Source organism: Photobacterium sp. Hal280 (assembly GCF_037162255.1).
Lineage (GTDB): Bacteria > Pseudomonadota > Gammaproteobacteria > Enterobacterales > Vibrionaceae > Photobacterium.
This window is the reverse complement of sequence record NZ_JARLUO010000005.1, coordinates 2,434,920-2,461,599: the sequence shown is the minus strand read 5'-3', so window position 1 is coordinate 2,461,599 and position 26,680 is coordinate 2,434,920. Positions and strand designations below refer to the sequence as shown.

General features: G+C 52.2%; 25 protein-coding genes. 20 read left to right on the top strand and 5 right to left on the bottom strand.

Annotated elements, in window-relative coordinates; all coding sequences use genetic code 11:
- Positions 1 to 134 precede the first annotated feature (134 nt).
- Genes P4S53_RS20625 through phoU form a run of 5 tightly spaced genes read left to right on the top strand, consistent with a single transcriptional unit; the run spans position 135 to position 5,533 of the window.
- Positions 135 to 2,024 carry a phosphate ABC transporter permease gene (locus tag P4S53_RS20625; RefSeq protein WP_337114162.1) on the top strand — a complete coding sequence of 630 codons (1,890 nt, stop codon included), beginning with the start codon at positions 135 to 137 and terminating at the stop codon, positions 2,022 to 2,024.
- Positions 2,021 to 2,338 (top strand): hypothetical protein, encoded by a 318-nt coding sequence (locus tag P4S53_RS20620; RefSeq protein WP_337114543.1) that lies wholly within the window; start codon positions 2,021 to 2,023, stop codon positions 2,336 to 2,338. Before P4S53_RS20625 ends, P4S53_RS20620 begins: the two co-directional genes overlap by 4 nt.
- A gap of 31 nt (positions 2,339 to 2,369) precedes the next feature.
- Positions 2,370 to 3,968 carry a phosphate ABC transporter permease PstA gene (gene pstA, locus P4S53_RS20615; protein WP_337114161.1) on the top strand — a complete coding sequence of 533 codons (1,599 nt, stop codon included), beginning with the start codon at positions 2,370 to 2,372 and terminating at the stop codon, positions 3,966 to 3,968.
- Positions 3,969 to 3,982: 14 nt separating this feature from the next.
- The gene (gene pstB, locus P4S53_RS20610) at positions 3,983 to 4,801 is read left to right on the top strand and encodes a phosphate ABC transporter ATP-binding protein PstB (protein WP_192016966.1); all 819 of its coding nucleotides are present in this window, start codon (positions 3,983 to 3,985) and stop codon (positions 4,799 to 4,801) included.
- 12 nt (positions 4,802 to 4,813) lie between these two features.
- Complete coding sequence (gene phoU, locus P4S53_RS20605) at positions 4,814 to 5,533, top strand: phosphate signaling complex protein PhoU (RefSeq protein ID WP_027252979.1); 720 nt, start codon at positions 4,814 to 4,816, stop codon at positions 5,531 to 5,533.
- 37 nt (positions 5,534 to 5,570) lie between these two features.
- Here the strand turns inward: phoU and ppk2 are convergent, their stop codons facing one another.
- The 3 genes from ppk2 to P4S53_RS20590 all read right to left on the bottom strand — a co-directional run bounded on the left by ppk2 (position 5,571) and on the right by P4S53_RS20590 (position 8,048).
- Positions 5,571 to 6,380: a polyphosphate kinase 2 gene (gene ppk2 / locus P4S53_RS20600; protein ID WP_337114160.1), complete on the bottom strand. Its 810-nt coding sequence runs from the start codon at positions 6,378 to 6,380 to the stop codon at positions 5,571 to 5,573.
- Between the two features lie 128 nt (positions 6,381 to 6,508).
- The gene (locus P4S53_RS20595) at positions 6,509 to 7,261 is read right to left on the bottom strand and encodes a copper homeostasis protein CutC (RefSeq protein WP_337114159.1); all 753 of its coding nucleotides are present in this window, start codon (positions 7,259 to 7,261) and stop codon (positions 6,509 to 6,511) included.
- A 184-nt stretch (positions 7,262 to 7,445) separates the two neighbouring features.
- Positions 7,446 to 8,048, bottom strand: coding sequence for a peroxiredoxin C (locus tag P4S53_RS20590; protein ID WP_027252976.1), 603 nt, complete (start codon positions 8,046 to 8,048; stop codon positions 7,446 to 7,448).
- Positions 8,049 to 8,178: 130 nt separating this feature from the next.
- Here P4S53_RS20590 and P4S53_RS20585 point away from each other — a divergent pair, with 130 nt between their 5' ends.
- The 3 genes from P4S53_RS20585 to aceA all read left to right on the top strand — a co-directional run bounded on the left by P4S53_RS20585 (position 8,179) and on the right by aceA (position 12,776).
- The gene (locus P4S53_RS20585; RefSeq protein WP_337114158.1) at positions 8,179 to 9,075 is read left to right on the top strand and encodes a hydrogen peroxide-inducible genes activator; all 897 of its coding nucleotides are present in this window, start codon (positions 8,179 to 8,181) and stop codon (positions 9,073 to 9,075) included.
- 614 nt (positions 9,076 to 9,689) lie between these two features.
- Entirely contained in the window at positions 9,690 to 11,297 is a 1,608-nt protein-coding gene (gene aceB, locus P4S53_RS20580) for a malate synthase A (protein WP_337114157.1), read from the top strand.
- A 171-nt stretch (positions 11,298 to 11,468) separates the two neighbouring features.
- Entirely contained in the window at positions 11,469 to 12,776 is a 1,308-nt protein-coding gene (aceA, locus tag P4S53_RS20575) for an isocitrate lyase (RefSeq protein WP_337114156.1), read from the top strand.
- Positions 12,777 to 13,001: 225 nt separating this feature from the next.
- On the opposite strand, the gene P4S53_RS20570 is transcribed toward aceA, so the two are convergent.
- The gene (locus P4S53_RS20570; RefSeq protein ID WP_337114155.1) at positions 13,002 to 13,610 is read right to left on the bottom strand and encodes an acyl carrier protein phosphodiesterase; all 609 of its coding nucleotides are present in this window, start codon (positions 13,608 to 13,610) and stop codon (positions 13,002 to 13,004) included.
- A 324-nt stretch (positions 13,611 to 13,934) separates the two neighbouring features.
- Between P4S53_RS20570 and P4S53_RS20565 the strand changes: the two genes are divergently transcribed.
- From P4S53_RS20565 to secF, 7 genes are all read left to right on the top strand, one after another.
- Positions 13,935 to 15,098, top strand: coding sequence for a S1 family serine peptidase (locus P4S53_RS20565; RefSeq protein ID WP_337114154.1), 1,164 nt, complete (start codon positions 13,935 to 13,937; stop codon positions 15,096 to 15,098).
- A gap of 423 nt (positions 15,099 to 15,521) precedes the next feature.
- The gene (locus tag P4S53_RS20560; RefSeq protein ID WP_337114153.1) at positions 15,522 to 16,448 is read left to right on the top strand and encodes a S1 family serine peptidase; all 927 of its coding nucleotides are present in this window, start codon (positions 15,522 to 15,524) and stop codon (positions 16,446 to 16,448) included.
- 89 nt (positions 16,449 to 16,537) lie between these two features.
- Complete coding sequence (queA, locus tag P4S53_RS20555) at positions 16,538 to 17,590, top strand: tRNA preQ1(34) S-adenosylmethionine ribosyltransferase-isomerase QueA (RefSeq protein ID WP_337114152.1); 1,053 nt, start codon at positions 16,538 to 16,540, stop codon at positions 17,588 to 17,590.
- A 203-nt stretch (positions 17,591 to 17,793) separates the two neighbouring features.
- Positions 17,794 to 18,921: a tRNA guanosine(34) transglycosylase Tgt gene (gene tgt / locus P4S53_RS20550; RefSeq protein ID WP_337114151.1), complete on the top strand. Its 1,128-nt coding sequence runs from the start codon at positions 17,794 to 17,796 to the stop codon at positions 18,919 to 18,921.
- A gap of 21 nt (positions 18,922 to 18,942) precedes the next feature.
- Entirely contained in the window at positions 18,943 to 19,278 is a 336-nt protein-coding gene (gene yajC / locus P4S53_RS20545) for a preprotein translocase subunit YajC (RefSeq protein WP_027252969.1), read from the top strand.
- A 25-nt stretch (positions 19,279 to 19,303) separates the two neighbouring features.
- Entirely contained in the window at positions 19,304 to 21,148 is a 1,845-nt protein-coding gene (gene secD / locus P4S53_RS20540) for a protein translocase subunit SecD (protein WP_337114150.1), read from the top strand.
- Between the two features lie 12 nt (positions 21,149 to 21,160).
- Positions 21,161 to 22,108: a protein translocase subunit SecF gene (gene secF / locus P4S53_RS20535; protein ID WP_337114149.1), complete on the top strand. Its 948-nt coding sequence runs from the start codon at positions 21,161 to 21,163 to the stop codon at positions 22,106 to 22,108.
- A 138-nt stretch (positions 22,109 to 22,246) separates the two neighbouring features.
- On the opposite strand, the gene suhB is transcribed toward secF, so the two are convergent.
- Positions 22,247 to 23,047, bottom strand: a complete 801-nt coding sequence (suhB, locus tag P4S53_RS20530; RefSeq protein ID WP_027252966.1) for an inositol-1-monophosphatase — start codon at positions 23,045 to 23,047, stop codon at positions 22,247 to 22,249.
- 200 nt (positions 23,048 to 23,247) lie between these two features.
- On the opposite strand from suhB, the gene trmJ reads away from it, so the two are divergent.
- The 5 genes from trmJ (at position 23,248) to iscA (ending at position 26,607) form a co-directional block, all read left to right on the top strand.
- Positions 23,248 to 23,982 (top strand): tRNA (cytosine(32)/uridine(32)-2'-O)-methyltransferase TrmJ, encoded by a 735-nt coding sequence (trmJ, locus tag P4S53_RS20525; protein WP_337114148.1) that lies wholly within the window; start codon positions 23,248 to 23,250, stop codon positions 23,980 to 23,982.
- A 109-nt stretch (positions 23,983 to 24,091) separates the two neighbouring features.
- Entirely contained in the window at positions 24,092 to 24,598 is a 507-nt protein-coding gene (gene iscR / locus P4S53_RS20520) for a Fe-S cluster assembly transcriptional regulator IscR (protein WP_237793943.1), read from the top strand.
- A 31-nt stretch (positions 24,599 to 24,629) separates the two neighbouring features.
- On the top strand, positions 24,630 to 25,844 hold the full coding sequence (locus P4S53_RS20515; protein ID WP_337114147.1) for an IscS subfamily cysteine desulfurase: 1,215 nt from the start codon (positions 24,630 to 24,632) through the stop codon (positions 25,842 to 25,844).
- Between the two features lie 32 nt (positions 25,845 to 25,876).
- Entirely contained in the window at positions 25,877 to 26,263 is a 387-nt protein-coding gene (gene iscU / locus P4S53_RS20510; RefSeq protein WP_046218868.1) for a Fe-S cluster assembly scaffold IscU, read from the top strand.
- A 20-nt stretch (positions 26,264 to 26,283) separates the two neighbouring features.
- Complete coding sequence (gene iscA / locus P4S53_RS20505; RefSeq protein ID WP_027252961.1) at positions 26,284 to 26,607, top strand: iron-sulfur cluster assembly protein IscA; 324 nt, start codon at positions 26,284 to 26,286, stop codon at positions 26,605 to 26,607.
- The last annotated feature ends 73 nt before the right edge of the window (positions 26,608 to 26,680 follow it).

Here is a 26,680-nt window from a genome sequence, read left to right as displayed (position 1 = left end):
TGTTGCAAATTGATGTCAGTCATTCCCTCAATCTCCCACAATAAAAAGGCCAGCAATAAACCGCAAGTCGCTGTAATATTACTGTCATCTAACAGACATATACTTTGTCAGTTTGTAACTTTTATGGGGTGAGAATGGCAGATGCCGGTGCATTTTTGACTGACAATAACCGTAACCGTCAACGAAAAGACAGGTTTGCGCGTTATGGGGTGATTGCCGGTGGAATCTCTGTCCTTCTGACGCTTGTGCTGATCTTTTTCTATCTGCTTTATGTGATAGTGCCTGTGTTCGCACCGGCCAGGATCACCCCTGTTCAGTCGTTTTCCATTCCGCTGACACAAACCGCTGCGGTACGTGTCAATGAACAAAACACCCATGCTTTTCATTTTTCCTCTGAGGGGCAGATCAGCCTGGTCGCACTCAGTGCCCGTGAGGGACAACAACCGGTTACGCAGCAGCAGGTGGTGATGGCGAATCCGACCAGTTTCGCTGCGGCTTTGCCGAACGAGCACGTGTTTGCCTATGGTGATCAGGCTGGTGGCGTCACTGTAGTGAAGCCGCTGATCCGGCAGGGCAGGCTGGTGATGAGCGAGCCGCTGACATCCTCATATATTCAGCTTGATAATCAGGGGCAGCCCCTGGTTCAGCTGGCGGTGTCAGTCCGTCGTCAGGTGGCGGCACTGGTTGGTGTCACCCGGGATCAGCGCCTTGTGGCTAAGGTTTTCCATCGTGGCAGCGGTCTGGATACCGGTGAACAGGCGTGGCAGGAAACCCAACTGGCAATGCCGGCCATCGGGCATCCGGTCACAGATATGGTGGTGACACCGGATGGCCGCACTCTGTATGTGCTCAATGGCCGGCAAGTCACTGTGATTGATCTGCAGCACACCGAAGGGCAGATTCGTCAGCAAACCGATGTCAGTCTGGGGGCGGAGGATCCGGTCGCCATGACGGCACTTTCTGGTGCCAACTCGCTGTTAATTACCGGTCGCGACGGCAAGGTCACGCAATGGTTTGAAGTGGTGCATGCGGGGCAACGCCAGCTGATACCAGCCCGCACCTTTTCAGCCGATAAAGGCGCCCTGCATCGGGTGGTGCCTGAGTATTATCGCAAAGGCTTTCTCGCCGTTCAGGATGGCGGCAGGCTGACGGGGTATTACATGGCCGATTCCGCTGCGCCTGTACTGGAATCCCGGCTGTTCAGTCAAACACCTGATCTGATGGCAATCTCACCCCGTGCCGACAGGTTGCTGGCGATCTCGGGGCAGCAGTGGCAGGTATTTAAGGTGTCCAACCCTTACCCGGAAGTCAGTTTCAGCAGCCTGTGGCAGAAAGTCTGGTATGAAGGTTATCCGGAACCGGATTATGTCTGGCAGTCCACCTCAGGGACGGATGAAAGTGAGCCTAAGCTGAGCCTGGTCCCTGTTGTTTTCGGTACCCTGAAGGCGGCTTTTTATGCCTTGTGTTTTGCGATTCCTCTGGCTCTGGCTGGCGCGATTTATACCGCCTACTTTATGTCTTCTTCAATGCGCAAGGTGGTAAAACCGACAATAGAGATCATGGAAGCCTTGCCGACTGTTATTCTGGGGTTTCTGGCCGGTATCTGGCTGGCACCGATCGTTGAAAATCATTTGATAGGCATAGTGCTCAGCGTGCTGGTGCTGCCTCTGGTGATGGTGGCTGTCGGCTTGGGCTGGGCGATGCTGCCTGGCGGCTGGCAGCGCAAAATGCCAACCGGGTTGCATATTTTGTTGCTGATGCCAACGCTGGTACTGGCCGGATATCTGTGTTTCTCGCTCAGCCCTGTGATTGAACAGGCGTATTTTGGCGACGATATCCGCAGTTATCTGACCAATCACTGGGGGATTGGTTATGATCAGAGAAATGCGCTGGTGGTGGGGATCGCCATGGCCTTTGCGGTGATCCCCACCATTTTTACCATTGCCGAAGATGCGATTTATTCAGTGCCGGCGCACTTGAGCAGCGGCTCGCTGGCGCTGGGAGCGACCCCTGGCAGACCCTGACCCGGGTCGTCCTGCTCACCGCCAGTCCGGGGATATTCTCCGCGGTCATGATGGGGCTGGGACGGGCGGTGGGAGAAACCATGATCGTGTTGATGGCAACAGGCAACACGCCCATTATGGACTGGAACATACTGGAAGGTCTGCGTACGCTATCGGCAACCATTGCCATAGAAATGCCGGAATCGGAAGTCGGCAGTGCGCATTACCGCGTCTTGTTTCTGGCGGCATTTGTGCTGTTTGTGTTTACTTTTTTCTTCAATACCCTGGCGGAAATTGTGCGTCAGCGACTGCGTGAAAAATACAAGTCGCTATGATCACCGGGGCAGAGGCTGTGTGACTGATTAGATGTTGAAATGGATGCGTTCCGGCGCCCCCTGGATCTGGTTGACGGCTGGCACTGTCAGCCTGAGTTTGCTTGCGGTGCTGGGTTTATTACTCATGATAGGCTGGAAAGGATTGAGTTACTTCTGGCCGGCACAGGTGTACCGGTTTGATGTCAGTCTGGCGGATCATCAGCAAGTGATCGTGGGCGAAATTTATGAAACCCGTCAGGTACCCCGCCAACAGTTACTGGAAGCCGGGTATGGGCTGGCGGGTAATGATCATCCGACCATTGCCCGCTATCTGATCAAAACCGGCAACCGTGAACTCGCCGACTTGGACTTTGTCACCCTGCTTGAGACCCAAATTCTGTCCAAGGATCTGGCGACCGGAGTGGCGGTGATTGATCGGCTGCGGAACGGCAAGTTTTACGGTTATCCGCAGGCGGTGATAGTGAATGGCAGTCGCCACAGTGCCGCTTCATTACCAGACTGGCTGAGCCAGGCCGAGGCCGATAAAGAAGCCATACGTGAATTACAGCAAACTCAGTATATTCCGCTGAACCGTCAACTGGCGTCGCGGGCAGCGAACGGTGATAAAACCACCGAGCCGGGGCGGGCGGAGCTGCTGGCTCGTCTGCGTGAGGTTGAGCACGAGCTCGGACAAATCCGTCAGCGGCTGGATGGCCAGTCGCTGCTGATGAAGGATGCCGAAGGGCGTGAGGTATCCATACCGCTGGCGGACATCCTGGATGTCTGGTATCCCAACGATATGTCATTCTCAGAAAAAGTGGCACACTGGGGACGCCAGGTCGGTCACTTTGTCACCGATGCGCCGCGTGAAGCGAACACCGAAGGAGGCGTGTTTCCGGCCATTTTCGGCACTGTGCTGATGGTGCTGCTGATGAGCGTGATTGTGACGCCTTTGGGGGTACTGGCCGCGATTTACCTCCATGAATATGCTAAGCAGAACCGCTTTACCCGATTAATTCGCGTGGCGGTGATCAATCTGGCGGGTGTGCCATCCATTGTATATGGCGTATTTGGTCTGGGCTTTTTTGTGTACATGGTGGGCGGCACCATCGACGAGCTGTTTTTTTCCGATCAGCTGCCCGCGCCGACCTTTGGTACGCCGGGCATTCTCTGGTCGGCGCTGACACTGGCGATTCTGACATTGCCAGTGGTAATCGTGTCAACCGAAGAGGGCTTGGCCCGTATACCGCCTTCCATTCGTCACGGCTCGCTGGCATTGGGCGCGACACAAGCCGAAACCCTATGGCGGATTGTGATCCCCATGGCCAGCCCGGCGATCATGACGGGGTTAATCCTCGCGGTGGCCAGAGCGGCGGGAGAAGTGGCACCACTGATGTTAGTGGGGGTGGTGAAAATGGCGCCATCATTGCCGATCGATGCACAGTTTCCGTATTTGCATTTAGATCGAAAGTTCATGCATCTTGGCTACCATATTTATGATGTCGGCTTTCAGAGCCCGAACGTAGAAGCGGCGCGACCTTTGGTCTATGCGACCTCTTTGCTGCTGGTCACTGTCATTATTGGTCTGAATCTGACCGCCATTGGCATTCGTAATCATTTGCGGGAGAAATTCCGCGATCTGGAACAATAACGAGAAGGATGTAGATGTTTTCATTCAACGCCAGTATGGACTGGCTGAAGCCAGTCGATCTGACCGCACTGCCAGAAGAAAAAACCGCCCTGACGATAGACGGGCTGGATCTGTATTATGGTCAGAAGCAGGCGCTGTTTACTATCAACATGAAGATAGCCAAAGGCCAGGTCACGGCCTTTATCGGTCCGTCCGGTTGCGGGAAATCCACCCTGCTGCGCTGTATTAACCGGATGAACGAGCTGGTAGAAGGCTGTCGGGTTGAAGGACAGATCATGCTGCATGGCAGAAACATCTATGATCAGAATGTGGATGTGGCGGCCTTGCGCCGTCGCGTCGGTATGGTCTTTCAGCGGCCCAATCCGTTTCCCAAATCCATTTATGAAAATGTGGTTTACGGCTTGCGTCTGCAAGGGGTGAAAAATACCCGGGTACTGGATGATGCGGTCGAAAATTCACTGCGCGGTGCGGCGTTGTGGGATGAAGTGAAAGATCGTTTGCACGAGAATGCGTTTGGCTTGTCCGGCGGTCAGCAGCAGCGTTTGGTGATTGCCCGCGCCATTGCGATTGAGCCGGAAGTTATCTTGCTCGATGAACCGACCTCTGCGCTGGATCCGATCTCCACCCTGACGATTGAAGAGCTGATCAATGATCTGAAGAAAAAGTACACGGTGATTATTGTTACCCATAATATGCAGCAGGCCGCCCGCGTTTCAGACAACACGGCCTTTATGCACATGGGCGAGCTGGTGGAATACGCGTCAACCAATGACATTTTCACCACCCCCAAAGAAAAACGCACAGAAGATTACATCACCGGCAGATACGGATAAGGAGTAGAGACAATGTTAGACAATATGAGCCTTAGCCGTCATATCTCCGGCCAGTTCAATGCCGAGCTTGAAAGTATCCGTACCCATGTCCTGGCCATGGGCGGACTGGTTGAGCAACAGCTGACCGATGCACTCAAGGCGATGCACAGGCAGGATGTCGATCTGGCTCGGCGGGTCATTAAAGATGATCATAAAGTTAATGCGATGGAAGTGGCGATTGATGAAGCCTGCACCCGGATTATTGCCAAGCGCCAGCCGACCGCCAGCGACTTGCGTCTGGTGATAGCCATTATCAAAACCATTACTGATCTCGAACGCATTGGTGATGTGGCGGAAAGCATTGCGAAAGTGGCGCTGGAAAACTTCACCAATAAGCAATACAACCTGCTGGTGTCGCTGGAAGCCCTGGGTCAGCATGCAGCCCGTATGCTGCATGAAGTGCTGGATGCCTTTGCCCGCATGGATGTCAAAGCGGCGATTCGGGTGTATCAGGAAGATGATCGGATTGACCGAGAATACGAGGCGATCATCCGGCAGTTAATGACTTATATGATGGAAGATCCGCGATCTATCCCGAATGTGCTGCAAGTGATGTGGTCAGCCCGCTCCATTGAACGGGTGGGGGATCGTTGCCAGAATATCTGCGAGTACATTATTTATTTCGTTAAAGGTAAAGATATTCGCCATACCAGCCCGCAGGAAATGGAAATTTTCATGGATAACAATCGCTGAATGGTTTCGGGGAGTCACACGGCTCCCCGGTTTGCTCTTAATCGTCGTCTTTGTCAAAGCGATCCGGTACAAAGGTTTGCTCGTCCATGGGCGGTCGTATGTAGCCACTCTTGTTGATCTCGGGCAGTATCACTTCCGGGTACTCGATGTCCTGATAGGGGATCTGGCTCAGGAAATGCGAGATGCAGTTGATTCTGGCCTGCTTCTTATCGTCACTTTCAACCACCCACCACGGGCTCTGTTTGGTGTCTGTGTGGGCAAACATCTTATCTTTTGCCGCCGAATACTCCGCCCAGCGCGAGCGTGATTCCAGATCCATCGGACTGAATTTCCATCGCTTGATCGGGGTATTGATGCGCTCCAGAAAGCGCTTTTCCTGCTCTTCGTCTGAAACCGAGAACCAGTACTTGATCAGGATGATGCCGGAGCGTTGCAACATGCGCTCAAACTCCGGGCAGGCCAGCAGAAACTCTTCATATTCTTCTTCGCTGCAAAAGCCCATCACCTTCTCGACTCCGGCACGGTTGTACCAGCTTCTGTCAAACAGCACGATTTCACCGGCAGAGGGGAGCTGTTCCACATAGCGCTGAAAATACCACTGGGTTTTCTCTTTCTCCGTCGGTTTTGGCAAGGCAACCACCCGGCAGACACGAGGGTTGAGCTTTTCGGTGATCCGCTTAATGGTGCCGCCTTTACCGGCCGCATCCCGGCCTTCAAAAATAGCCAGTACCTTCAGGCCTTCCTGTTTCACCCATTCCTGGCATTTGACTAATTCGGTTTGCAGACGCTCGAGCTCTTTCTCATAGTCTTTCTTTTTGAGTTTGCTCTGGAACTGTTTGTCAGACATTGATAAATCACATTCCTGTTGCTGGGGTCTGCAACAATCATAGCTGGTTTGAACAACCCATTATGTGATCAATTGACTATGAGGATAAAAGTTTGGCACTCGCTCCCCGGGCAGGAGCGAGCGTACACTCAGTTTTTGAGTGCTGTGATGAGCGCGGCGATCTTATCACTGCTGGTCACCGGAATGGCGTAGTCGTCGACGTCTTGACTGCCCATGTGGGCACCTGCGGCGATATGCTCCATCAGGCTTGGCCGCGTCGTTTTGCCCGACAAGTGTAACTCTTTCACGCCGGTTTGCGCGACAATTTTAGCGGCGTTGCTGGCGGTAATTCCTGCGCCGGCCATGATGCTCAGGCGATCGCCGCAATAGCGTACCATGTCTGCCAGTGTCTCAGCCCCTTCCAGCGCCGTGGATTGCAGCCCGGAAGACAGAACGCGTTCGCAACCTGCGCTCATAATGGCATCAAGCGCTTCTGTGTAGTTGTCGCATTGATCAATGGCCCGGTGGAAAGTCACGCCCAGTCCGTTGGCCGCTTTCATCAGCTCGGTCAGTTGTGTGGTGTCCACTTTGCCTTGCGCTGTCAGCACGCCTATCACAACGCCCTGAAGGCCTATTTGCCTGGCGGCATGTATATCTGCCAGCATAACTTCCATATCTTCGCCGGAGAATAGAAAGTCGCCTTGCCGGGGACGGATCATGGCATAGACGGGCACCTTAGCGATGCGGGCAGCCTGATGCATTAAACCAACGCTGGGGGTCAGGCCGCCCAGGGCCAGCGATGAGCACAGTTCGATACGGGTAGCACCGCCCTGTTGCGCGTTGTGCAGCGATTCAATACTGTCAATACAGACTTCAAGATGAGTCAGGGGAAATGCGGACATGAGGATGCCTTGTTCAGTAAACCTTGGCAGAGTGTAAACGGAGAGGGGAAGGCTGTCGAAGTGTCTGATCAATCTCAGCGCTGAAATTGGGACAAAAATAAGCCCGGCACTGTGGCCGGGCTATGCATTCAGCTCAGGACTATGTCATTGAGCTCAAGGCTATATAATTCAGCGCAAGGCTGGATTACAGGTCTGCAGTGTGCTCAGACAGGTAAGCAGCAACACCTTCTGGAGAACCAGTCATGCCTGCTTTGCCTTCTTCCCACTGTGCTGGGCAAACTTCACCGTTTTTCTGGTGGAAGTTCAGCGCGTCAACCATACGCAGCATCTCGTCGATGTTACGGCCCAGAGGCAGGTCGTTCACAACTTGGTGACGAACAACACCTTCTTCGTCGATCAGGAAAGAACCACGGAAAGCAACGCCGGCTTCTGGGTGCTCAACGTCGTACGCTTTACAGATTTCGTGCTTCACGTCAGCAATCAGAGGGTATTTCACCTGGCCGATACCGCCGTTCTCAACAGCAGTGTTACGCCATGCGTTGTGAGAGAACTGAGAATCGATCGATACACCGATAACTTCAACGCCTTTCGCTTGGAAATCGGCAAAACGCTTGTCAAAAGCGATCAGCTCAGATGGGCAAACAAAAGTGAAGTCCAGCGGGTAGAAGAAAACAACCGCTTTTTTGCCTTCAGTGAATTGCTTGAAGTTGAAGTTATCAACGATTTCACCGTTACCCAGAACTGCAGCAGCTGTGAAATCAGGTGCTTGACGACCTACTAGTACCATATTGGTGCTCCTAATATTGGAATGTGTACCACCCCGTAAGGGCAGTTCCTTCAAAAATCACGACACACTATAGCGAAAGTGCTACATTGAAAAAAGTGGAATAAATAGATTATTACAATCGAAAAATACGATGAGCAAATTTCCTTCCCTGAAACAACTCCATTATCTGGTGACACTTTATGAAACCCGCCATTTTGGTGAAGCGGCCAAACAGTGTTTTGTCAGCCAGTCGACATTAAGCTCCGGGATTCAGAATCTTGAGGATCTGGTTGGCTGCCAGCTGATTGAACGGGACAACAAAGCCCTGGTCTTTACCTCCACAGGCGAAGAAGTCGTGGTCCGCAGCCGTGAACTGCTGGCAAGAACGCAGGATATGATGGAGCTGTCGAAAAGCGGTGAGGATCAGATGGCCGGCCAGGTCAGGCTGGGGTGTATTCCGACTATTGCCCCTTTTTTACTGGGCGATTTAGTGCAGGCGGTGAATCGCAGGCATCCGCAGCTCCACCTTTTACTGCGCGAAGATACCACGGACAATCTGCTGAGCGCGTTACGCAATGGCGACATGGATGTGCTGATACTGGCACTTCCGGTTGAAATCAGCGGCATGCACAGCCAGATCGTGGGGCGCGACCCCTTCAAGATGGTGATCAGTAAAAATCAGGCCTCGAAGGTGAATGTTCCGCTGCGCTATGCCGATTTACCGGATGAATCTGTCTTTTTGCTGGAAAAAGAGCATTGCCTCACCGGCCATGCCGTATCGGCGTGCCAGCTGACCAGCAAAGAAAAGATCAACCCGTTTGCGGCGACCAGCTTACATACCCTGGTACAGATGGTATCGAATGGCCTTGGCTCAACCTTTATCCCGCACATGGCAATCAAGCATGGTTTAGTCGATAGCCCGGATCTGGTGATCTTAGATCCGCCAGGGCAGGCTGCTTATCGTGAAATAGGCCTGGTCTGGCGACCGACATCCAGCCGTATCCCCACTTTTCAATGCCTGGCAGAGATAGTCACCGAGCTGCTTTAACGACATTCAGGACGCTCAGCAGACATGTTTTTATTTTTTGGTGAAATATTCTGCTGAGCTGCGATTTGTTTGATACTTTGTTCTGTTTGGCGGTTTTGCCAAGTGCTTCATTTTGTAGGTTTTTTCTGTTTCGTCCTGTAAAACAATTCCCTGTCATGCACGCAAAATTAATCCTCCAATGTATGACTCTGCCAAAACTTGTCTATAAATGTATGTAGATTGAGTGCGTTACAGCCCGTCTTGCTATTTTCTGTTGTTTAAAACGGCATATTTCCAATTGTTAATTTAGTGTAAATTGGTAATTTAATTACGTAATACTATACACTTTTGGCAGGGAAACAGACTGGAAGTTAAAAACCGAATATATCGCCTTAAAGTGTTTTAATTTAGTGTTTTGAGTAATAGCTCTATTTTTTGTAATTTATTGATTTTTAATCATTTGTTTTGTTTTGAGATCTGGTTCCTTTTTGGGTGGGTTTGCCTTTTCTGATTTGTTAAGGCAACGTAATAGCCATGTTGAGGCCGAAAGTGGTCTATGATGGAAATCAGCTGATGCATTGTTTAAGTCGTGATTTAGTTACACTTGGCTGGTTTGGGTAAAAGGGGAGTCATAAATGGGTATGGAAAATCATCACCAGTTTGGTCAGCTGACGTTGGCTGCACCGCTTTCAGCATCACAGCGAGACATCCTGAGTGATGACGCAATGGCTTTTGTTGAGCAACTGGTCAGTCGGTTTGCTTCCCGTGTGCCGGAACTGCTGGCAGCACGTGAAGTTCGTCAGCAGTCTATTGATGCCGGGCAGTTACCTGACTTCCTGCCAGACACCCGGGATATCCGTGAAGGCGACTGGACGATTCAGAACATTCCATCCGATTTGCAGGATCGCCGTGTGGAAATCACAGGTCCGGTTGATCGCAAAATGGTGATTAATGCGCTCAATGCCAATGTCAAAGTCTTCATGGCGGATTTCGAGGATTCCTTTGCTCCCGCCTGGAGTGCTGTGATTGACGGCCAGCGTAACCTGCGTGATGCGGTGAACCGCACTATTTCCTATACCCACCCTGACACAGGGAAAGTGTATGAATTAAAAGAGGACCCTGCGGTACTGATCTGTCGCGTCCGCGGTTTGCATCTGCCGGAGAAACACCTCTTCTGGCATGGTCAGCCGATTCCGGGCGCGCTGCTGGACTTTGGCCTGTATTTCTTCCACAACCATAAGCAATTGCTGGAAAACGGCAGCGGGCCGTACTTTTATGTGCCCAAGCTGCAGGCTTATCAGGAAGCGGCCTGGTGGAGCGATGTGTTCAGCTTTGCCGAAGATCAGGCTGGCCTGGCGCGAGGCACGATTAAGGCCACTGTGCTGATTGAAACGCTGCCGGCGGTGTTTGAAATGAATGAAATTCTGTTCAGCCTGAAAGAGCACATTGTGGGTCTGAACTGTGGCCGCTGGGATTACATCTTCAGTTATATCAAGACACTGCGTAACCACCCGGATCGTATCTTGCCGGATCGTCAGGTGGTGACCATGGAAAAACCTTTCCTCAACGCTTACTCGCGCTTGCTGGTGAGAACCTGTCACCGCCGCGGCGCGTTTGCGATGGGCGGCATGGCAGCCTTTATTCCTTCCAAGGATGCCGAGCGAAATGCCTGGGTACTGGACAAGATCCAGACCGATAAAGCGCTGGAAGCCAATAACGGCCATGACGGCACCTGGGTTGCCCACCCGGGGCTGGCCGATACCGCCCGCGAAGTCTTTGATCAGTGCCTGGGCGCACGTTCAAACCAGCTGGATGTGACGCGTGATACGGATGCACCGATCACCGCGGCTGAACTGCTGGCACCCTGCGACGGCGAACGGACAGAAGACGGCATGCGCCATAACATTCGTGTTGCGGTGCAGTACATCGAAGCCTGGATCTCAGGCAACGGCTGTGTGCCGATTTACGGCATGATGGAAGATGCCGCCACCGCTGAAATCTCTCGTGCTTCGATCTGGCAATGGATGAAGCACGGCAAAACGCTCAGTAACGGCCAGGTCGTTACCAAAGCATTGTTTGAACAGCTGCTGGATGAAGAAATGCAAGTCCTGGAGCAGGAAATCGGTACTGAGCGTTTCAGCAAAGGACAATTTAAGGAAGCGGCTGCCATGATGGCGCGCCTGACCACCAGTGATGAGTTGGTCACCTTCCTGACACTGCCTGGTTATGAATACCTGGAATAACAGTGTAGCAAGCATTCAAACCGGAACTGTAACACACAACAATAAGCACATCGTGCAACACGTACTGCCCGGCTGAGTCCGGGCAGAGGAAGCCCAAGAAAACTAAGTACAACTGAAGCGCAGAACGTCCAGATTTTGCGAAATATCGTCACATAATACGAGGGATTTATTATGACACTGACTCGCCAGCAACAGATCGAAGCCATTGAAAAGGATTGGGCGGAGAACCCACGTTGGAAACATGTTAAGCGTACTTATACTGCGGAAGAAGTGGTTAATCTGCGTGGTTCGGTCGTACCGGCGAATACCCTGGCTCAGCGCGGTGCTGATAAGTTGTGGGAATTGGTGAACGGCTCTGCCAAGAAAGGCTATGTGAACTGCCTTGGCGCGCTGACCGGTGGCCAGGCCGTTCAGCAGGCGAAAGCGGGTATTGAAGCGATTTATCTGTCAGGCTGGCAGGTGGCGGCTGATAACAACACGGCATCATCCATGTATCCGGATCAGTCCCTGTACCCGGTCGATTCAGTGCCAGCGGTTGTCAAGCGCATTAATAACTCTTTCCGCCGCGCTGATCAGATTCAGTGGGCCAACGGCAAAAGCCCGGAAGAAGGTGGCATTGATTACTTCCTGCCGATTGTTGCCGATGCGGAAGCCGGCTTTGGTGGTGTGTTGAATGCTTACGAGCTGATGCGCAGCATGATTGACGCAGGCGCTGCCGGTGTGCACTTCGAAGATCAGCTGGCTTCGGTGAAAAAATGCGGCCATATGGGCGGTAAAGTTCTGGTGCCTACGCAAGAAGCGGTACAAAAACTGATTGCTGCCCGTCTGGCGGCTGACGTTTCCGGCACAACGACGCTGGTGATTGCCCGTACTGATGCCAACGCTGCCGATTTGCTGACTTCAGACTGCGATCCGTACGATGCCGATTTCATTACCGGCGAGCGTACGCAGGAAGGTTTCTACCGCGTTCGTGCCGGGATTGATCAGGCGATTGCCCGTGGTCTGGCTTATGCCCCGTATGCTGACCTGATCTGGTGTGAAACAGCGACGCCTTGTCTGGAAGAAGCGCGCAAGTTTGCAGAAGCGATCCATGCTAAATACCCGGATCAGCTGCTGGCGTATAACTGTTCCCCTTCTTTCAACTGGGAGAAGAACCTGGATGCCGAGACGATTGCCAAGTTCCAGCAAGAGCTGTCTGACATGGGCTACAAGTACCAGTTCATTACACTGGCGGGCATTCATAACATGTGGTTCAACATGTTCGAGCTGGCACACGCTTATGCGCAGGGTGAAGGGATGCGCCATTATGTTGAGAAAGTACAGCGTCCTGAGTTTGCGGCGGCAGAGAAGGGCTACACCTTCGTTGCTCACCAGCAGGAAGTGGGTACGGGCTACTTCGACAAGATGACGAACGTCATTCAGGGCGGAAACTCTTCTGTGACTGCGCTGACAGGTTCAACTGAAGAAGATCAATTCTGATTGAGTTGACCGGCAATAAGCAATCTATCCTAGTAAGACCGTTTCGCAGCTGTTGCCCGAAAGGGGATTGCGATTAACGTTATCGACTGTGACCCGGCTTGTTCACGTCAAGCCTGAGTCTGATAACGCTTTCACTGAACGAATTGTTATCGCCTTGGGAGCCTCTGGCTCCCTTTTTCTTTTCTGATTTTGCTCATCGGTATTTTAATGATTTCTGTCTTCAGCTTACGCTGATCTTAGCAAGGTTTCTCTGTGCTCCTGCCAGAATGACTGAGATGCTTCCATCAGTCTTGGATAGAGAATGAAGAAGCTCTGCTCCAGCTCCCGGTAATGCCCGGCCAGAAAAGGCGGACATTCTGCCAGCGAGCTCAGCTTGGGGCGACGAACTGCCATGCGTTCTAATGCCTGATGAATACTGGCAACCTGCTGATACTGAATCAGCCATTCCTGCTGCCACATACGTTGCGTCATTTGCCGGTAATGATCCGGTTCATCGCCTTCAAAGCCTTCCACCTCTTTACGCGCCTGGCTGACAAAGGCAGCTAAAGGTAAATCATGGTAATTCGGCCAGTGGCGGGCGAGATAATGATCCCAGATCATATCCAGCGCGATACCACTTACCCGGCGGATGTCCGGCGGAAACGCCCTGCGCCAGGCTCTGACTTCAGGCTGGCTGTCAATAAAACTATCGACAAAACGGTGAAGCTTGATACCCGCTGCGACATCAGCAGAATAACAGCGGTAGGGATCACCGCGAACAAAATCGGCCAGCAGGTTGCCCGCCAGGTGACTTTGACAATGATCTGCCAGATGAAGGTGTGCCAGGAAGTTCATAGTATTGAGTTCAACATTTTTTGCCGTGAGATAAGAGCAAGCCTGCCACTATAGCAGTAATGCCGGGCACCGGTGCAGTGACAGCGTGCTGTATCAGATACAGTGTAGAGTGAAACACAATGATGCAGTCATTTTGAGGCGTAGGTACGACTTTTTGATCTCTGGTCACAGTTGCTCACTTTTTACGATAAAACGTCAATATCCTTAGAGAGAGCAAGCTGTTTGGTCGCCTTAGCTGATTCGTATACCTGAGCCACATGAATCGATTCGAGAGATCCGAAGTCACCTTTTGCTGTGATGCTTTTGTCCAGGGAGCGAGGAAAGATGATGAACACCTTTTCAGTCATACCGTTAGCCACAGTGCTGGCTTTGTCGCTGATCTCTGGCGTTGTATTGGCCGAACAGCAAGCACCGCAAGCCAGTACATCAGCCCATAGTGAACCGATAGCCAGGATCATAGGCGGCAACCCGACATATCAGGAAAACATTCCTTGGCAGGCGCTGGTTTATATTGACGTTGGCAACGACGGCCAGGATATTTTTCAGTGCGGTGGCGTCGTCATCGATAAAAAAACCGTGCTGACAGCTGCCCATTGCCTGACCGAAGGCTCAGTCACAGCGCAGCAAGATGAGTTGTTTGTCTGGGCGGGGATTACCTCGACCGACTCTGCGACTTTCCTCAATGCCCTGCCGGTGACAGCGATTCATGTGCATCCGGGGTTTAACGAAGAGACTTTTATCAATGATATTGCTGTGCTGCGCCTGGGCACGGATATTCCGGCAGGCGCCCAGCCCATCCAACTGGCCACTGTAAGTGAACAGCAGCAGGCCGATACGGCATTTGACAATACCTTTGTACCCGACAGCCTCCGCGGCCAGAATTTACTGGTGTCCGGATGGGGCCTGACTTCAACCGACCCCGGGGCCACCTCGGCCCGGCAGTTACAGCATGTGTTGCTTGCCGGTGTGCCGGACGATTATTGCGAACAGGTGTGGGGCTCAGTGGTTGAACCATCCCAGAGTACTGTGTTTGTGTGCGCGATGTCGCCAGATCCTGCGGTTCAGCAGGACACCTGTCAGGGCGACTCCGGTGGTCCATTGGTTTGGCAGAATCCTCAGGCCAGCGCCGATAGTGATCTGGGATTCCGGCTGGTGGGCTTAGTCAGCTTTGGGGCGGAATGCGGAGCGGATTTTCCCGCTGTTTATACTGAGGTTTCCCATTACCGTGATTGGATTGCTTTGATCGCGGGAGACGGCTTTCACTTTTATCCGGACTCTGTTTTTGCATTTAATCCGTTTACCCTCAATGGCGGAAGCACATCAGTAGCGCCAGCAACAGACACTGATAGTAGCCAGGGCAGCGCTCTGAGTAGTGCCATGGCTAGCCGATCGGGTGGGAGTGTCACGGCAGCAAACCTGTTGATATTGTTGGGTATGCTCGTCTGGCGCAGACGTCTGGGTTACAGAAGCTTAAGTCACAGAAGCTGAATCAGCGTATTGCAAAAACTGTCTCTGTATCTGAGAGGCGAGTAAGCAGCATCGCGCAGACTGATGTTGATGATCAAAGGTATTGATTACAGGTTTTAGCTGCTTATTCCTCTGGCACTGTGTGCCACGCTGCCTGCTTTGTCTTCTGGGTGAACTATCCGCCCAAATTCTCAATAAGTGACAATGGCGCAATAATAGTGAGAATTATAATTAAGCGACTGTAAATCATGAGGGTCGCAGTGATGAAAGCCCCCATAACGAACAGCCTGTTATTGCTGGTTTTCCTGCTTTTTGTGTCAGGGCTGGCAAAGGCACAGACTGATGAGTCGCCAGCCCAGGCAGAGCAATACGAGCCAACAGCCAGAATCATTGGTGGTATTTCCGCTGTGCCGGGAGATATCCCCTGGCAGGCGTTTATCAATATTGATTTTTCTGATAACGGCACAGAAGTGTATCAGTGTGGGGGTGGTGATTGCGCCTCGCATCGTACTGACAGCGGCGCACTGCATTGTGAATGGCGGCCGGATTGCAACTCCCTTGCATTTGAAAGTCTGGGCCGGTATTACATCGGTATTCAGTGCAACCAACAGAAATGCTGCGCCTGTCAGCGCCATCAATGTACATCCCAGTTACAACAGCAGTAATTTTAACAATGACATTGCCATCATTCGCCTGAGCCTGGATCTGCCGGAAACCGCGATCCCGATACAGATAGCGTCTGTCCCGACTCAGAACCGGGCAGATGCGGAATTTGCCAATACTTGGGTGGCAAACAGCAGCCGTCCGGCTAATTTACTGATTTCGGGGTGGGGCAGTGTGACACCGGATCCGGATTCAGCGGGTTCAACACAGCTGCAACAAACGGTATTGTCCGGCGTACCCGACCGGGTCTGTGACAATTTATGGGGGAGTTCGGTGCATCCCGGGGTGTACAGTATTTTTGTCTGCGCCTCCCCTCCGTCGCCTAATTTATCCCGCGACAGCTGCTTTGGTGATTCAGGCGGCCCGCTCGTCTGGCAGGATCCGCAGGCCAGCAGTGATCCGGATTTTGGCCTGCGCCTGCTGGGGCTGGTGAGTTTCGGTGAAGGGTGTGCCGGCAATTTGCCCGGCGTCTATACCCAGGTTCCTTCCTACCTTGTCTGGATAGCCGCTGTCGCTGGCAGCGATTTCAATCCCACCCCCGCTGCTGTGTTCAGTGTGAATCCTTTTCTGAAAGACTACAGCAATGCGGGGCTGGAGCAGTTTCGGGTAGAGAGCAGCGGTAGCAATGACAGCGGGGGAAGCTATTCGCTGGCATGGCTGCTGGGACTCTTCGGCCTGCTTCTGTGGCGTTCGCGCAAGAAAGGCTGATAACAAATCATTTCATAACTTTTCTCCGGGCTTGATATTGCAGTGTGGCGGCCTATACTAGCTGCCTGCTGTAAGTTAGGGCCTAAAAAATGCAAGTTTCAGATTTTCACTTTGACCTTCCCGATGAACTGATTGCACGTTATCCGCAGCCGGAGCGTTCATCCAGCCGCCTGTTACAACTGGACGGTAACAGCGGTGATGTGTGGCATAAATCGTTTAGAGATGTGTTGGATCTGGTGCGTCCAGGTGACCTGCTGGTCTTTAACAATACCCGGGTGATCCCGGCGCGTATGTTCGGCCGTAAAGCCAGTGGCGGTAAGCTGGAAGTGCTGGTCGAGCGCCTGCTTGATGATAAGAGCATTCTGGCTCACGTTCGGGCTTCTAAAGCACCCAAACCAGGCACCCAACTCTTGTTGGGCGAAAACGACGAGTTTGAAGCCGAAATGGTTGCCCGCCATGATGCCCTGTTTGAAATCCGCTTCAACAGTGCGCTGACGGTACTGGAAATTCTGGAGCAGGTTGGCCACATGCCATTGCCGCCTTATATTGACCGTCCGGACGAAGAAGCAGACAAAGAGCGTTATCAGACGGTTTATAATGCCAAACCGGGCGCCGTGGCGGCTCCGACCGCCGGACTTCACTTTGATGAACAGCTGTTGGCGGATATCAAGTCAAAAGGGGCCGAGTTTGCCTTCGTGACCTTACACGTCGGTGCCGGTACCTTCCAGCCTGTCCGGGTCGATAATATTCATGATCACCACATGCATGCGGAATATGTGGAAGTTCCGCAAGAGGTGGTCGATGCGATTCATGCCACCCGCGCCCGTGGCGGACGGGTGATTGCGGTGGGAACGACCTCTGTTCGCTCGCTGGAAAGTGCGGCTCAGGATGCCCTGAAGAACGGCACCGATCTGGTACCTTTCTTTGGTGATACAGATATTTTCATCTTCCCGGGCTACGAGTTCCAGCTGGTGGATGTGCTGATCACCAATTTCCACCTGCCGGAATCCACGCTGATCATGCTGGTGAGTGCGTTTGCCGGTTATGAAAATACCATGGGTGCTTATCAGCAGGCGGTTGAACACAGTTACCGTTTCTTCAGCTACGGGGATTCGATGTTCATCACCCGGCGTCAGGGCTGAGTGGGCGGAACTGGACAAGTGTCCCACTTTTGGGCGTGAATGCAGGCACGACCGCCCGAATCACTGAACTTTTACTCAATATCACTGTCTGGTCTTGGGCCGGACAGTTCGCGATCCTGATTGCTTGGGGTTGCAGTGCATCAGGCGACGGGCCTTTTGCATTTACTTAACGTCAGATTGTTTCTCTGGCTTTTGGAGGCTTTGTGAAATTTGAATTAGATAAAACCCAGGGACGTGCACGTCGTGGCCGCCTGGTCTTTGAACGCGGTACGGTAGAAACGCCGGCATTCATGCCTGTGGGCACGTACGGCACCGTCAAGGGCATGACGCCGGAAGAAGTGAAAGACACAGGCGCACAGATCCTGCTGGGTAATACTTTCCACCTGTGGCTGCGTCCGGGTCAGGAAGTGATGAAACTGCACGGCGATCTGCATGATTTCATGCAGTGGCAAGGCCCGATTCTGACCGATTCAGGCGGTTTCCAGGTGTTCAGCCTGGGCGATATCCGCAAAATCACCGAAGAAGGGGTGCATTTCCGTAACCCGGTCAACGGTGACAAGATTTTCATGGACGCCGAGAAGTCGATGGAAATTCAGTACGATCTGGGCTCAGACGTAGTGATGATATTCGACGAATGTACGCCTTATCCTGCAACGCATGACGAGGCGAAGGCATCAATGGAAATGTCACTGCGCTGGGCAAAACGCAGCCGCAACCATTTCGATAAAATGGGTAATAAAAATGCCCTGTTTGGTATCGTACAAGGCGGCGTCTACGAAGATCTGCGTGATGTATCGGTCGAAGGCCTGACGGAGATCGGTTTTGACGGCTACGCTGTGGGCGGTCTGGCCGTTGGCGAACCGAAAGAAGATATGCACCGTGTGCTGGAGCATACTTGTCCGAAATTACCGGAAGATAAGCCGCGTTACCTGATGGGGGTCGGTAAACCTGAAGACCTGGTTGAAGGTGTGCGCCGTGGTATCGACATGTTTGACTGTGTGATGCCAACCCGGAATGCCCGTAATGGCCACCTGTTTGTGACCGGCGGTGTGATCAAGATCCGTAATGCGAAACATAAAACGGATACAAGTCCACTGGATCCGCACTGTGACTGTTACACTTGTCGCAATTACTCGAAGGCGTATCTGTACCATCTGGATAAATGTAATGAAATTTTGGGTGCACGCCTTAATACAATCCACAACTTACGCTACTATCAGCGTTTGATGGAAAGCATTCGTCAGGCGATTGAAGAAGATCGTTTCGACGCATTCGTAGAAGAGTTCTACGCGCGCCGGGACCGCGAAGTTCCACCATTAAAAAACGTTTAACTATAACGAGGACGTGAATAAATGAGTCTTTTTATTTCTCAGGCACATGCAGCAGCAGAAGGCGCTCCACAGGGCGGCGGCATGCAGCTGTTTATCATGCTGGCTCTGTTTGCAGTAATTTTCTACTTCATGATCTACCGTCCGCAGGCCAAGCGGGTGAAAGAGCACAAAAACCTGATGTCTTCGATGGGCAAAGGTGATGAAGTGCTGACCAATGGCGGCCTGGTGGGTAAGATCACTAAAGTCTCAGCGGAAAATGACTACATTGTGATCGCACTGAACGACACAACTGAAGTTACCATCAAAAAGGATTTTGTTTCTGCCGTTCTGCCAAAGGGCACAATGAAATCACTGTAATTTATGGCTTTGAAGGATCTTCTCAGTGTTAAACCGGTATCCCTTGTGGAAGAACCTGATGGTGGTGTTCGCACTGCTGATCGGTTTGCTCTATGCACTTCCCAATGTGTTCGGTGAAGATCCAGCGATTCAAATCTCCGGGGCGCGTGGCGCCTCGGTAGAAATGGCCACGCTGGATAAAGTTACCGAGCAGCTTAATCAAGATAAACTCTCCTACAAATCTGTCGCATTCGAAAACGGGACTATTCTGGTCCGCTTCAAAGACACTGAGACGCAAATCAGTGCCCGCGATTTAATGAATCAATTTCTTGGCGATAACTATGTTGTTGCTTTGAATCTGGCACCTTCTACTCCTGCCTGGCTGGAAAGCCTGGGCGCGACTCCAATGAAACTCGGCCTGGACCTGCGTGGCGGTGTGCACTTCCTGATGGAAGTGGATATGGATGCTGCGATGGACAAACTGCTGGGCCAGCAAGAAGACACTTTCCGTACCGAGCTGCGTGAAGCCCGCATCCGTTACCGTGCGATTTCGGTGAAAGACAACGGGGTGGAAATCCGGCTTCGTAACGACGAGCAGGTACAGGAAGCCAGACGTACACTGTCGGCTTTACACCCGGACATGCTGTTCGCTGAAGGCAGTGGCTTTGCACTCACCGCCAGCTTCACTGAAGCGCGGATGCAGGAAATTCGTAACTATGCCGTTGCTCAGAACATCACGATTCTGCGTAACCGGGTGAACGAGCTGGGTGTAGCAGAGCCACTGGTTCAGCGTCAGGGTGCGAACCGCATTGTTGTAGAACTGCCGGGCGTACAGGATACGGCGCGGGCCAAAGAAATTCTGGGTGCGACCGCCACCCTGGAATTCCGTGAAGTGGACACCAATGTGGATCTGGCTGCCGCCGCTGCAGGGCGTGTACCACCGGGCAGCGAGGTGAAAACTTCCCGTGACGGTAATCCCGTGGTGCTGAAAAAGCGGGTGATCCTTGAAGGTTCACACATTACCGATTCCACTTCCAGCAATGACGAGTATGGTCGCCCGCAGGTGAACATCAAGCTGGACAGTGAAGGCGGCAATAAAATGACAGCTTTCTCCCGTAATAACGTGGGTAAGCTGATGGCAACGCTGTTCATTGAATATAAAGACAGCGGTAAGCGTTCTCCGGCTGGCAAAGTGATTCTGGAAAAACACGAAGAAGTGATTAACCAGGCCACCATTCAGACCGCGCTGGGACGTGATTTCCGGATTACCGGGATTGACAGCAAGGCGGAAGCGCACAATCTTGCACTGCTGCTGCGTGCCGGTGCATTGATCGCCCCGATTTCAATTGTAGAAGAGCGTACAATCGGTCCTTCTATGGGGCAGCAGAACATCGACATGGGTATCCAGGCCTGTATCTGGGGCATGGTTGCCGTCATGCTGTTCACTTTGCTGTATTACCGTAAGTTCGGTCTGATTGCCAACCTGGCGCTGACGATGAACCTGGTATTGATCATTGGTGTGATGTCCATGATTCCGGGCGCCACGATGACGCTGCCGGGTATTGCCGGTATCGTACTGACCGTCGGTATGGCGGTGGATGCCAACGTGCTGATCTTCGAGCGGATTCGTGAAGAGCTGCGCGATGGTCGCAGCCCGCAGCAGGCGATTCAGCAAGGTTACGCCAATGCGTTCAGTACTATCGCTGATGCCAATATCACCACGCTGATCACCGCGATTATTTTGTTTGCGGTCGGTACGGGGGCGATTAAAGGCTTCGCGGTGACGCTGTCTATCGGTATTCTGACCTCTATGTTTACGGCTATCGTGGGCACCCGTATGTTGGTGAACCTGCTGTATGGCGGTAAGCGCATCGATAAACTGTCGATCTAAGGAGACGCTGACATGTTTCAATTAATGAAAGCGGATAAAGTGATCGACTTTATGCGTTGGTCGAAGCTGGCCTTTGTATTGTCTGCAGTGATGATCATTGCTTCCATTGCTATTGTTGTCACGAAAGGCATGAACTGGGGGCTGGATTTCACCGGCGGTACCCTGATTGAAGTGGGCTTTGAGCAGCCTGCGGATTTGGGCCAGATTCGTGATTCACTCGAAGCGTCCGGTTTTGGCGATGCCATTGTTCAGAATTTCGGTACGGCCCGTGATGTCATGGTGCGTCTCCAGCCGCGTGAAGGCGTGGCGGGTGAAACCCTGGGCAATCAGATCCTGGATGCCCTCCGTGAGGGGACGCACCAGAATGTCGAAATGCGCCGGATTGAATTTGTCGGCCCGAACGTCGGTGATGAGCTGGCGGAAGCGGGCGGTCTGGCAATTCTGGTCTCACTGATCTGTATTTTGCTGTACGTATCCATGCGTTTTGAATGGCGTTTGGCTGCTGGTGCTGTGCTGTCTCTGACTCACGATGTCATCATTACGATTGGTATTTTTTCACTGCTGCAAATTGAGGTCGACCTGACGATTGTCGCTGCGCTGCTGACTGTTGTCGGTTATTCGCTCAATGACACCATCGTGGTGTTTGACCGTATCCGTGAGAATTTCCGCAAGATGCGCAAAGGTGGCCCGGCAGAGGTAATGAATAACTCTGTGACGCAAACCCTGAGCCGTACCCTGATTACTTCAGGTACAACCTTGTTCGTGGTGATCGCCCTGTTTATGAAAGGTGGCACTATGATTCACGGGTTTGCTGCGGCATTGCTGATCGGTATTACTGTCGGTACTTATTCTTCTATCTATGTCGCTTCGGCGCTGGCGCTGAAACTGGGTATTACCCGTGAGCACCTGATGCCGCCTAAAGTGGAAAAAGAAGGCGAAGAATTCGACGCCATGCCGTAATGGCGATTGGGTGCGGTTCTATTCCGCCCTTAAGTTTTGGCTGAAGACGTAAAAAAGCCCCGGCAATCTGATTGCCGGGGCTTTTTGTTTGATGGCTGAAAACCACCGCACAGCAGTGGTATGCCTTTCAGTACAGGTTTATTTTTTCAGTGCTTCGCTACCGTGTTCACGGATTTTCGCCAGCATAGGCTTCACGACGCGCACATTCCCTGCAACGATGTTGCCAGAGGTCAGGTAATTGGTGTTACCGGTGAAGTCGGTACAGATGGCACCCGCTTCGCGGGCAATCAGCTCACCGGCTGCCATTTCCCAAGGTTTCTGGCTCAGCTTAAACACACCGTCTACACGGCCGGCGGCCAGGTAGCACAGATCCAAAGCAGTACAACCGGACAAACGCATGTCATCACATTCAACAAACATCGCCTGCTGAATTTTGGCGTAGCTTTCAGAGTGTTGTTTGGCAGTGAATGGCAGGCTGCTTGCCAGAACCGTACCGGCCAGATTACGTGGCTGAGAAGCACGGATGCGCTGGCTGTTCAGCTGTGCGCCAGAACCGCGGGTTGCGGTGAACAATTCGTTACGGGCAGGATCGTAAACAGCGGCGACTTCAGTACGGCCGCGCATACGCAGGGCAACTGAAATGGCATAGTGCGGGATACCGCGGGCGAAGTTATTGGTGCCATCCACTGGGTCGATGATCCATTGGCATTCTTTGTCGCGGCCTTCTTTGGTGCCGGACTCTGCACCGACGATGCAGTGATCAGGATAAGACTTCAGAATGGTATCGATGATGATAGCTTCTGCTTCGTGATCGATATTCGTGACAACGTCGTTGCCTTTTTTACTTACTTCAATGCCTTGCGGTTTTTCTAAAGACTTAGCGACATGGTCACCGGCTTTACGGACAGCACGGATCGCGATATTTAGCATCGGATGCATAGGATCTTCCCAACGGATGTTAAAGAACTAAAAAGCGGCGGCGAGTATATCAGAGCCTGAGTAAAAAGGAAGTGGTGATTTTTTATCCAGCATAAGGCCGGAATTGACTGCCAGGCTTCGCTTACAATGTTTTCCCCACTTTACAGAAGGCTGTGCTAAAATCCCCCGGTTTTGGAATCAGAGTTGGAAAACAGGCCGTCATGTTAGATCAAATCCGCGTGGTGCTGGTGGGCACATCACATTCAGGCAACATAGGCTCAGCGGCACGAGCCATGAAAGTGATGGGGTTGACCCAGCTTGTTCTGGTCGAGCCCGCTTGTGAAATTGATGGCCAGGCGATTGCGCTGGCAGCCGGCGCGGCAGATATAGTCGAAAACGCCCGTATTGTTAACAGCCTGGATGAAGCCATTGCCGATTGCGGCCTGGTGATCGGTTCAAGCGCCCGTTCCCGTAGTCTGGAATGGCCGCAACTCAATCCCCGCGAATGTGGCATTAAAGCGATTCAGGAAGCGCCGGCTCACCCGGTTGCCTTGCTGTTTGGTCGTGAACGTACTGGTTTGACCAACGAAGAGCTGCAAAAGTGCCATTGCCACGTGTATATTCCCGCGAACCCGGAGTACAGTTCGCTGAATCTGGCGATGGCTGTGCAGACGATCAGTTATGAAGTGCGTATGGCCTATCTGGATAAGGAATCTCAAGCGTTTCCTGCCGATAACAGTTTGCCTGAATACCCGCGCACCATGGAACTGGAAAAGTTCTTTGACCATTTGTATGACGTCATGGAACAAACACAGTTCATCAGCAGCCGCTCCGGCATGGTGATGGCAAAATTACGGCGCCTGTTTGTGCGCGCCAGACCCGAAGAGCAGGAGCTGAATATCCTGCGCGGTGTGCTGTCATCGGTACAAAAATCCCTCGCCGGACAGAAAAAGTAGTTGTTTAATGTACCGATAATGCCTGACTAAATTAGTCGGGTATATACTTGACCATTTTAGTCGGGTATGCGACACTGCTGCCATAGATTCGAGTAGGTAGCGGTGTGTTATGAGATTGACATCAAAAGGACGGTATGCAGTCACGGCCATGTTGGACGTAGCGCTGCATTCTCAGGACGGTCCAGTACCTCTGGCTGATATTTCAGAGCGTCAGGGGATTTCACTGTCTTATTTGGAGCAATTGTTTGCTCGCTTGCGTAAAGCCGGCCTGGTGGCCAGCGTGCGTGGTCCGGGCGGTGGTTACCGACTGGGCGAAGAGGCGCATCAAATTGCTGTCGGTACTGTGATCGCGGCCGTCGACGAATCGGTCGATGCCATGAAGTGCCACGGTAAAGGGGATTGTCAGGGCGGCGTTCGCTGTCTGACTCATACCCTGTGGCATGACCTCAGCGCGCGCATCAGTGACTTTCTGAACAATATTACGCTCGGTGAACTGATGCAGGACAACGACGTACTGACGGTGTCAGACCGCCAGGACCAGCGCCTTCAGAAGTCGTCTTTTGGACATAAGAATACACACGACAGCGCCACTATAGGTGTCGATGTTCGCTCCTAGCGCCCAGCGGCCCGTGTTTTTGGAGATGAAGATGAAATTGCCAATATACTTAGATTATTCCGCTACTTGCCCTGTAGATCCCCGCGTTGCCGAGAAAATGGTGCAATGCATGACAATGGACGGTAACTTCGGTAACCCGGCCTCCCGTTCACACCGTTTTGGCTGGCAGGCTGAAGAAGCGGTTGATAATGCCCGTGAGCAAGTGGCAGACCTGCTGAATGCGGACCCACGTGAGATCGTATTTACTTCAGGTGCAACAGAATCTGATAACTTGGCGATCAAAGGGATTGCGCACTTCTACGGCAAAAAAGGTAAGCACATCATTACCTGTAAAACAGAACATAAAGCGGTTCTGGATCCTTGCCGTCAGCTGGAGCGTGAAGGCTACGAGGTGACTTACCTGGAGCCTGAGTCAAACGGTTTGATCGATTTGGCTAAGCTGAGTGACGCCATCCGCGAAGACACCATTCTTGTTTCTATTATGCATGTGAACAACGAAATCGGTGTGATTCAGGACATTAGCGCAATTGGTGAAATCTGCCGCGAACGTGGCGTGTTTTTCCATGTTGATGCCGCTCAGTCGGCCGGTAAGCTGCCGATTGATGTACAGGAAATGAAAGTGGATCTGATTTCCCTGTCTGCACACAAAGTTTACGGCCCTAAAGGTATCGGTGCACTGTATGTGCGTCGTAAACCACGTATTCGCCTGGAAGCACAAATGCACGGTGGCGGTCATGAGCGTGGTATGCGTTCCGGTACTCTGGCGACCCATCAAATTGTCGGTATGGGCGAAGCCTTCCGTATCGCGAAAGAAGAAATGGATCTGGACCGTCAGCATGCGCTGGCGCTGCGTAACCGCTTGCTGGACGGCGTAAAAGACATTGAAGCGATGACAGTCAACGGTGATTTGGAGCAGCGTGTTCCGAACAACCTGAACATCAGCTTTGCGTTTGTTGAAGGTGAGTCACTGCTGATGGCACTGAAAGATCTGGCGGTCTCGTCCGGTTCTGCCTGTACATCGGCCAGTCTGGAGCCTTCTTACGTACTGCGTGCTTTGGGCCTGAATGATGAATTGGCTCACAGTTCAATCCGCTTCTCTTTTGGTCGATTCACGACAGAAGAAGAAGTAGACTACGCAATTTCGCAAATCCGTACCGCAGTCGATAAACTGCGTGAGATGTCACCGCTTTGGGATATGTACAAAGAGGGAATCGACCTGAACACAGTTGAGTGGGCACACCACTAAGTTGCGGTCTTCACGAATTCGAGGAAATTACCATGGCATATAGTGACAAAGTCATTGATCATTACGAGAACCCGCGGAACGTGGGCTCATTTGATAAAGATGATAAAAATATCGGTAGCGGTATGGTTGGCGCGCCAGCATGTGGCGACGTAATGAAACTGCAAATCAAAGTGTCTGATGAAGGCATTATCGAAGATGCACGTTTTAAAACCTACGGCTGCGGTTCTGCTATCGCATCCAGCTCACTCATTACTGAGTGGGTGAAAGGCAAGACCTTAGACGAAGCAGCATCGATCAAAAACTCAGCGATCGCAGAAGAACTTGAGCTGCCACCCGTGAAGGTGCACTGCTCAATTCTGGCTGAAGACGCCATTAAAGCCGCTGTTAGCGATTACAAAAAGAAACATCAAAGCAATTAATGAAATAAGGGTTGTTGTTCATGGCCATTACCATCACTGAAACTGCAGCGAGCCGTGTTGCGGCTTTCCTGGAAAATCGGGGCAAAGGTTTAGGCCTGCGCTTGGGTGTCCGAACATCCGGATGCTCTGGTATGGCCTATGTCCTGGAGTTCGTTGATGATATCGACGAGGGCGATGAGGTCTTTGAGCAATTCGGCGTCAAAGTGATCGTCGATGCCAAAAGCCTGGTTTACCTGGAAGGGACAGAGCTGGATTTCGTCAAAGAAGGACTGAATGAAGGTTTCCAATTTAACAACCCGAACGTGTCTAGCGAATGTGGTTGTGGTGAAAGCTTCAACGTTTAAGACTCGCTGACGGCGAGACATTGCCTGGGCGCGAGCATTCTGTTTCGCGCCTCTTGCTTGTAAACCGATATCA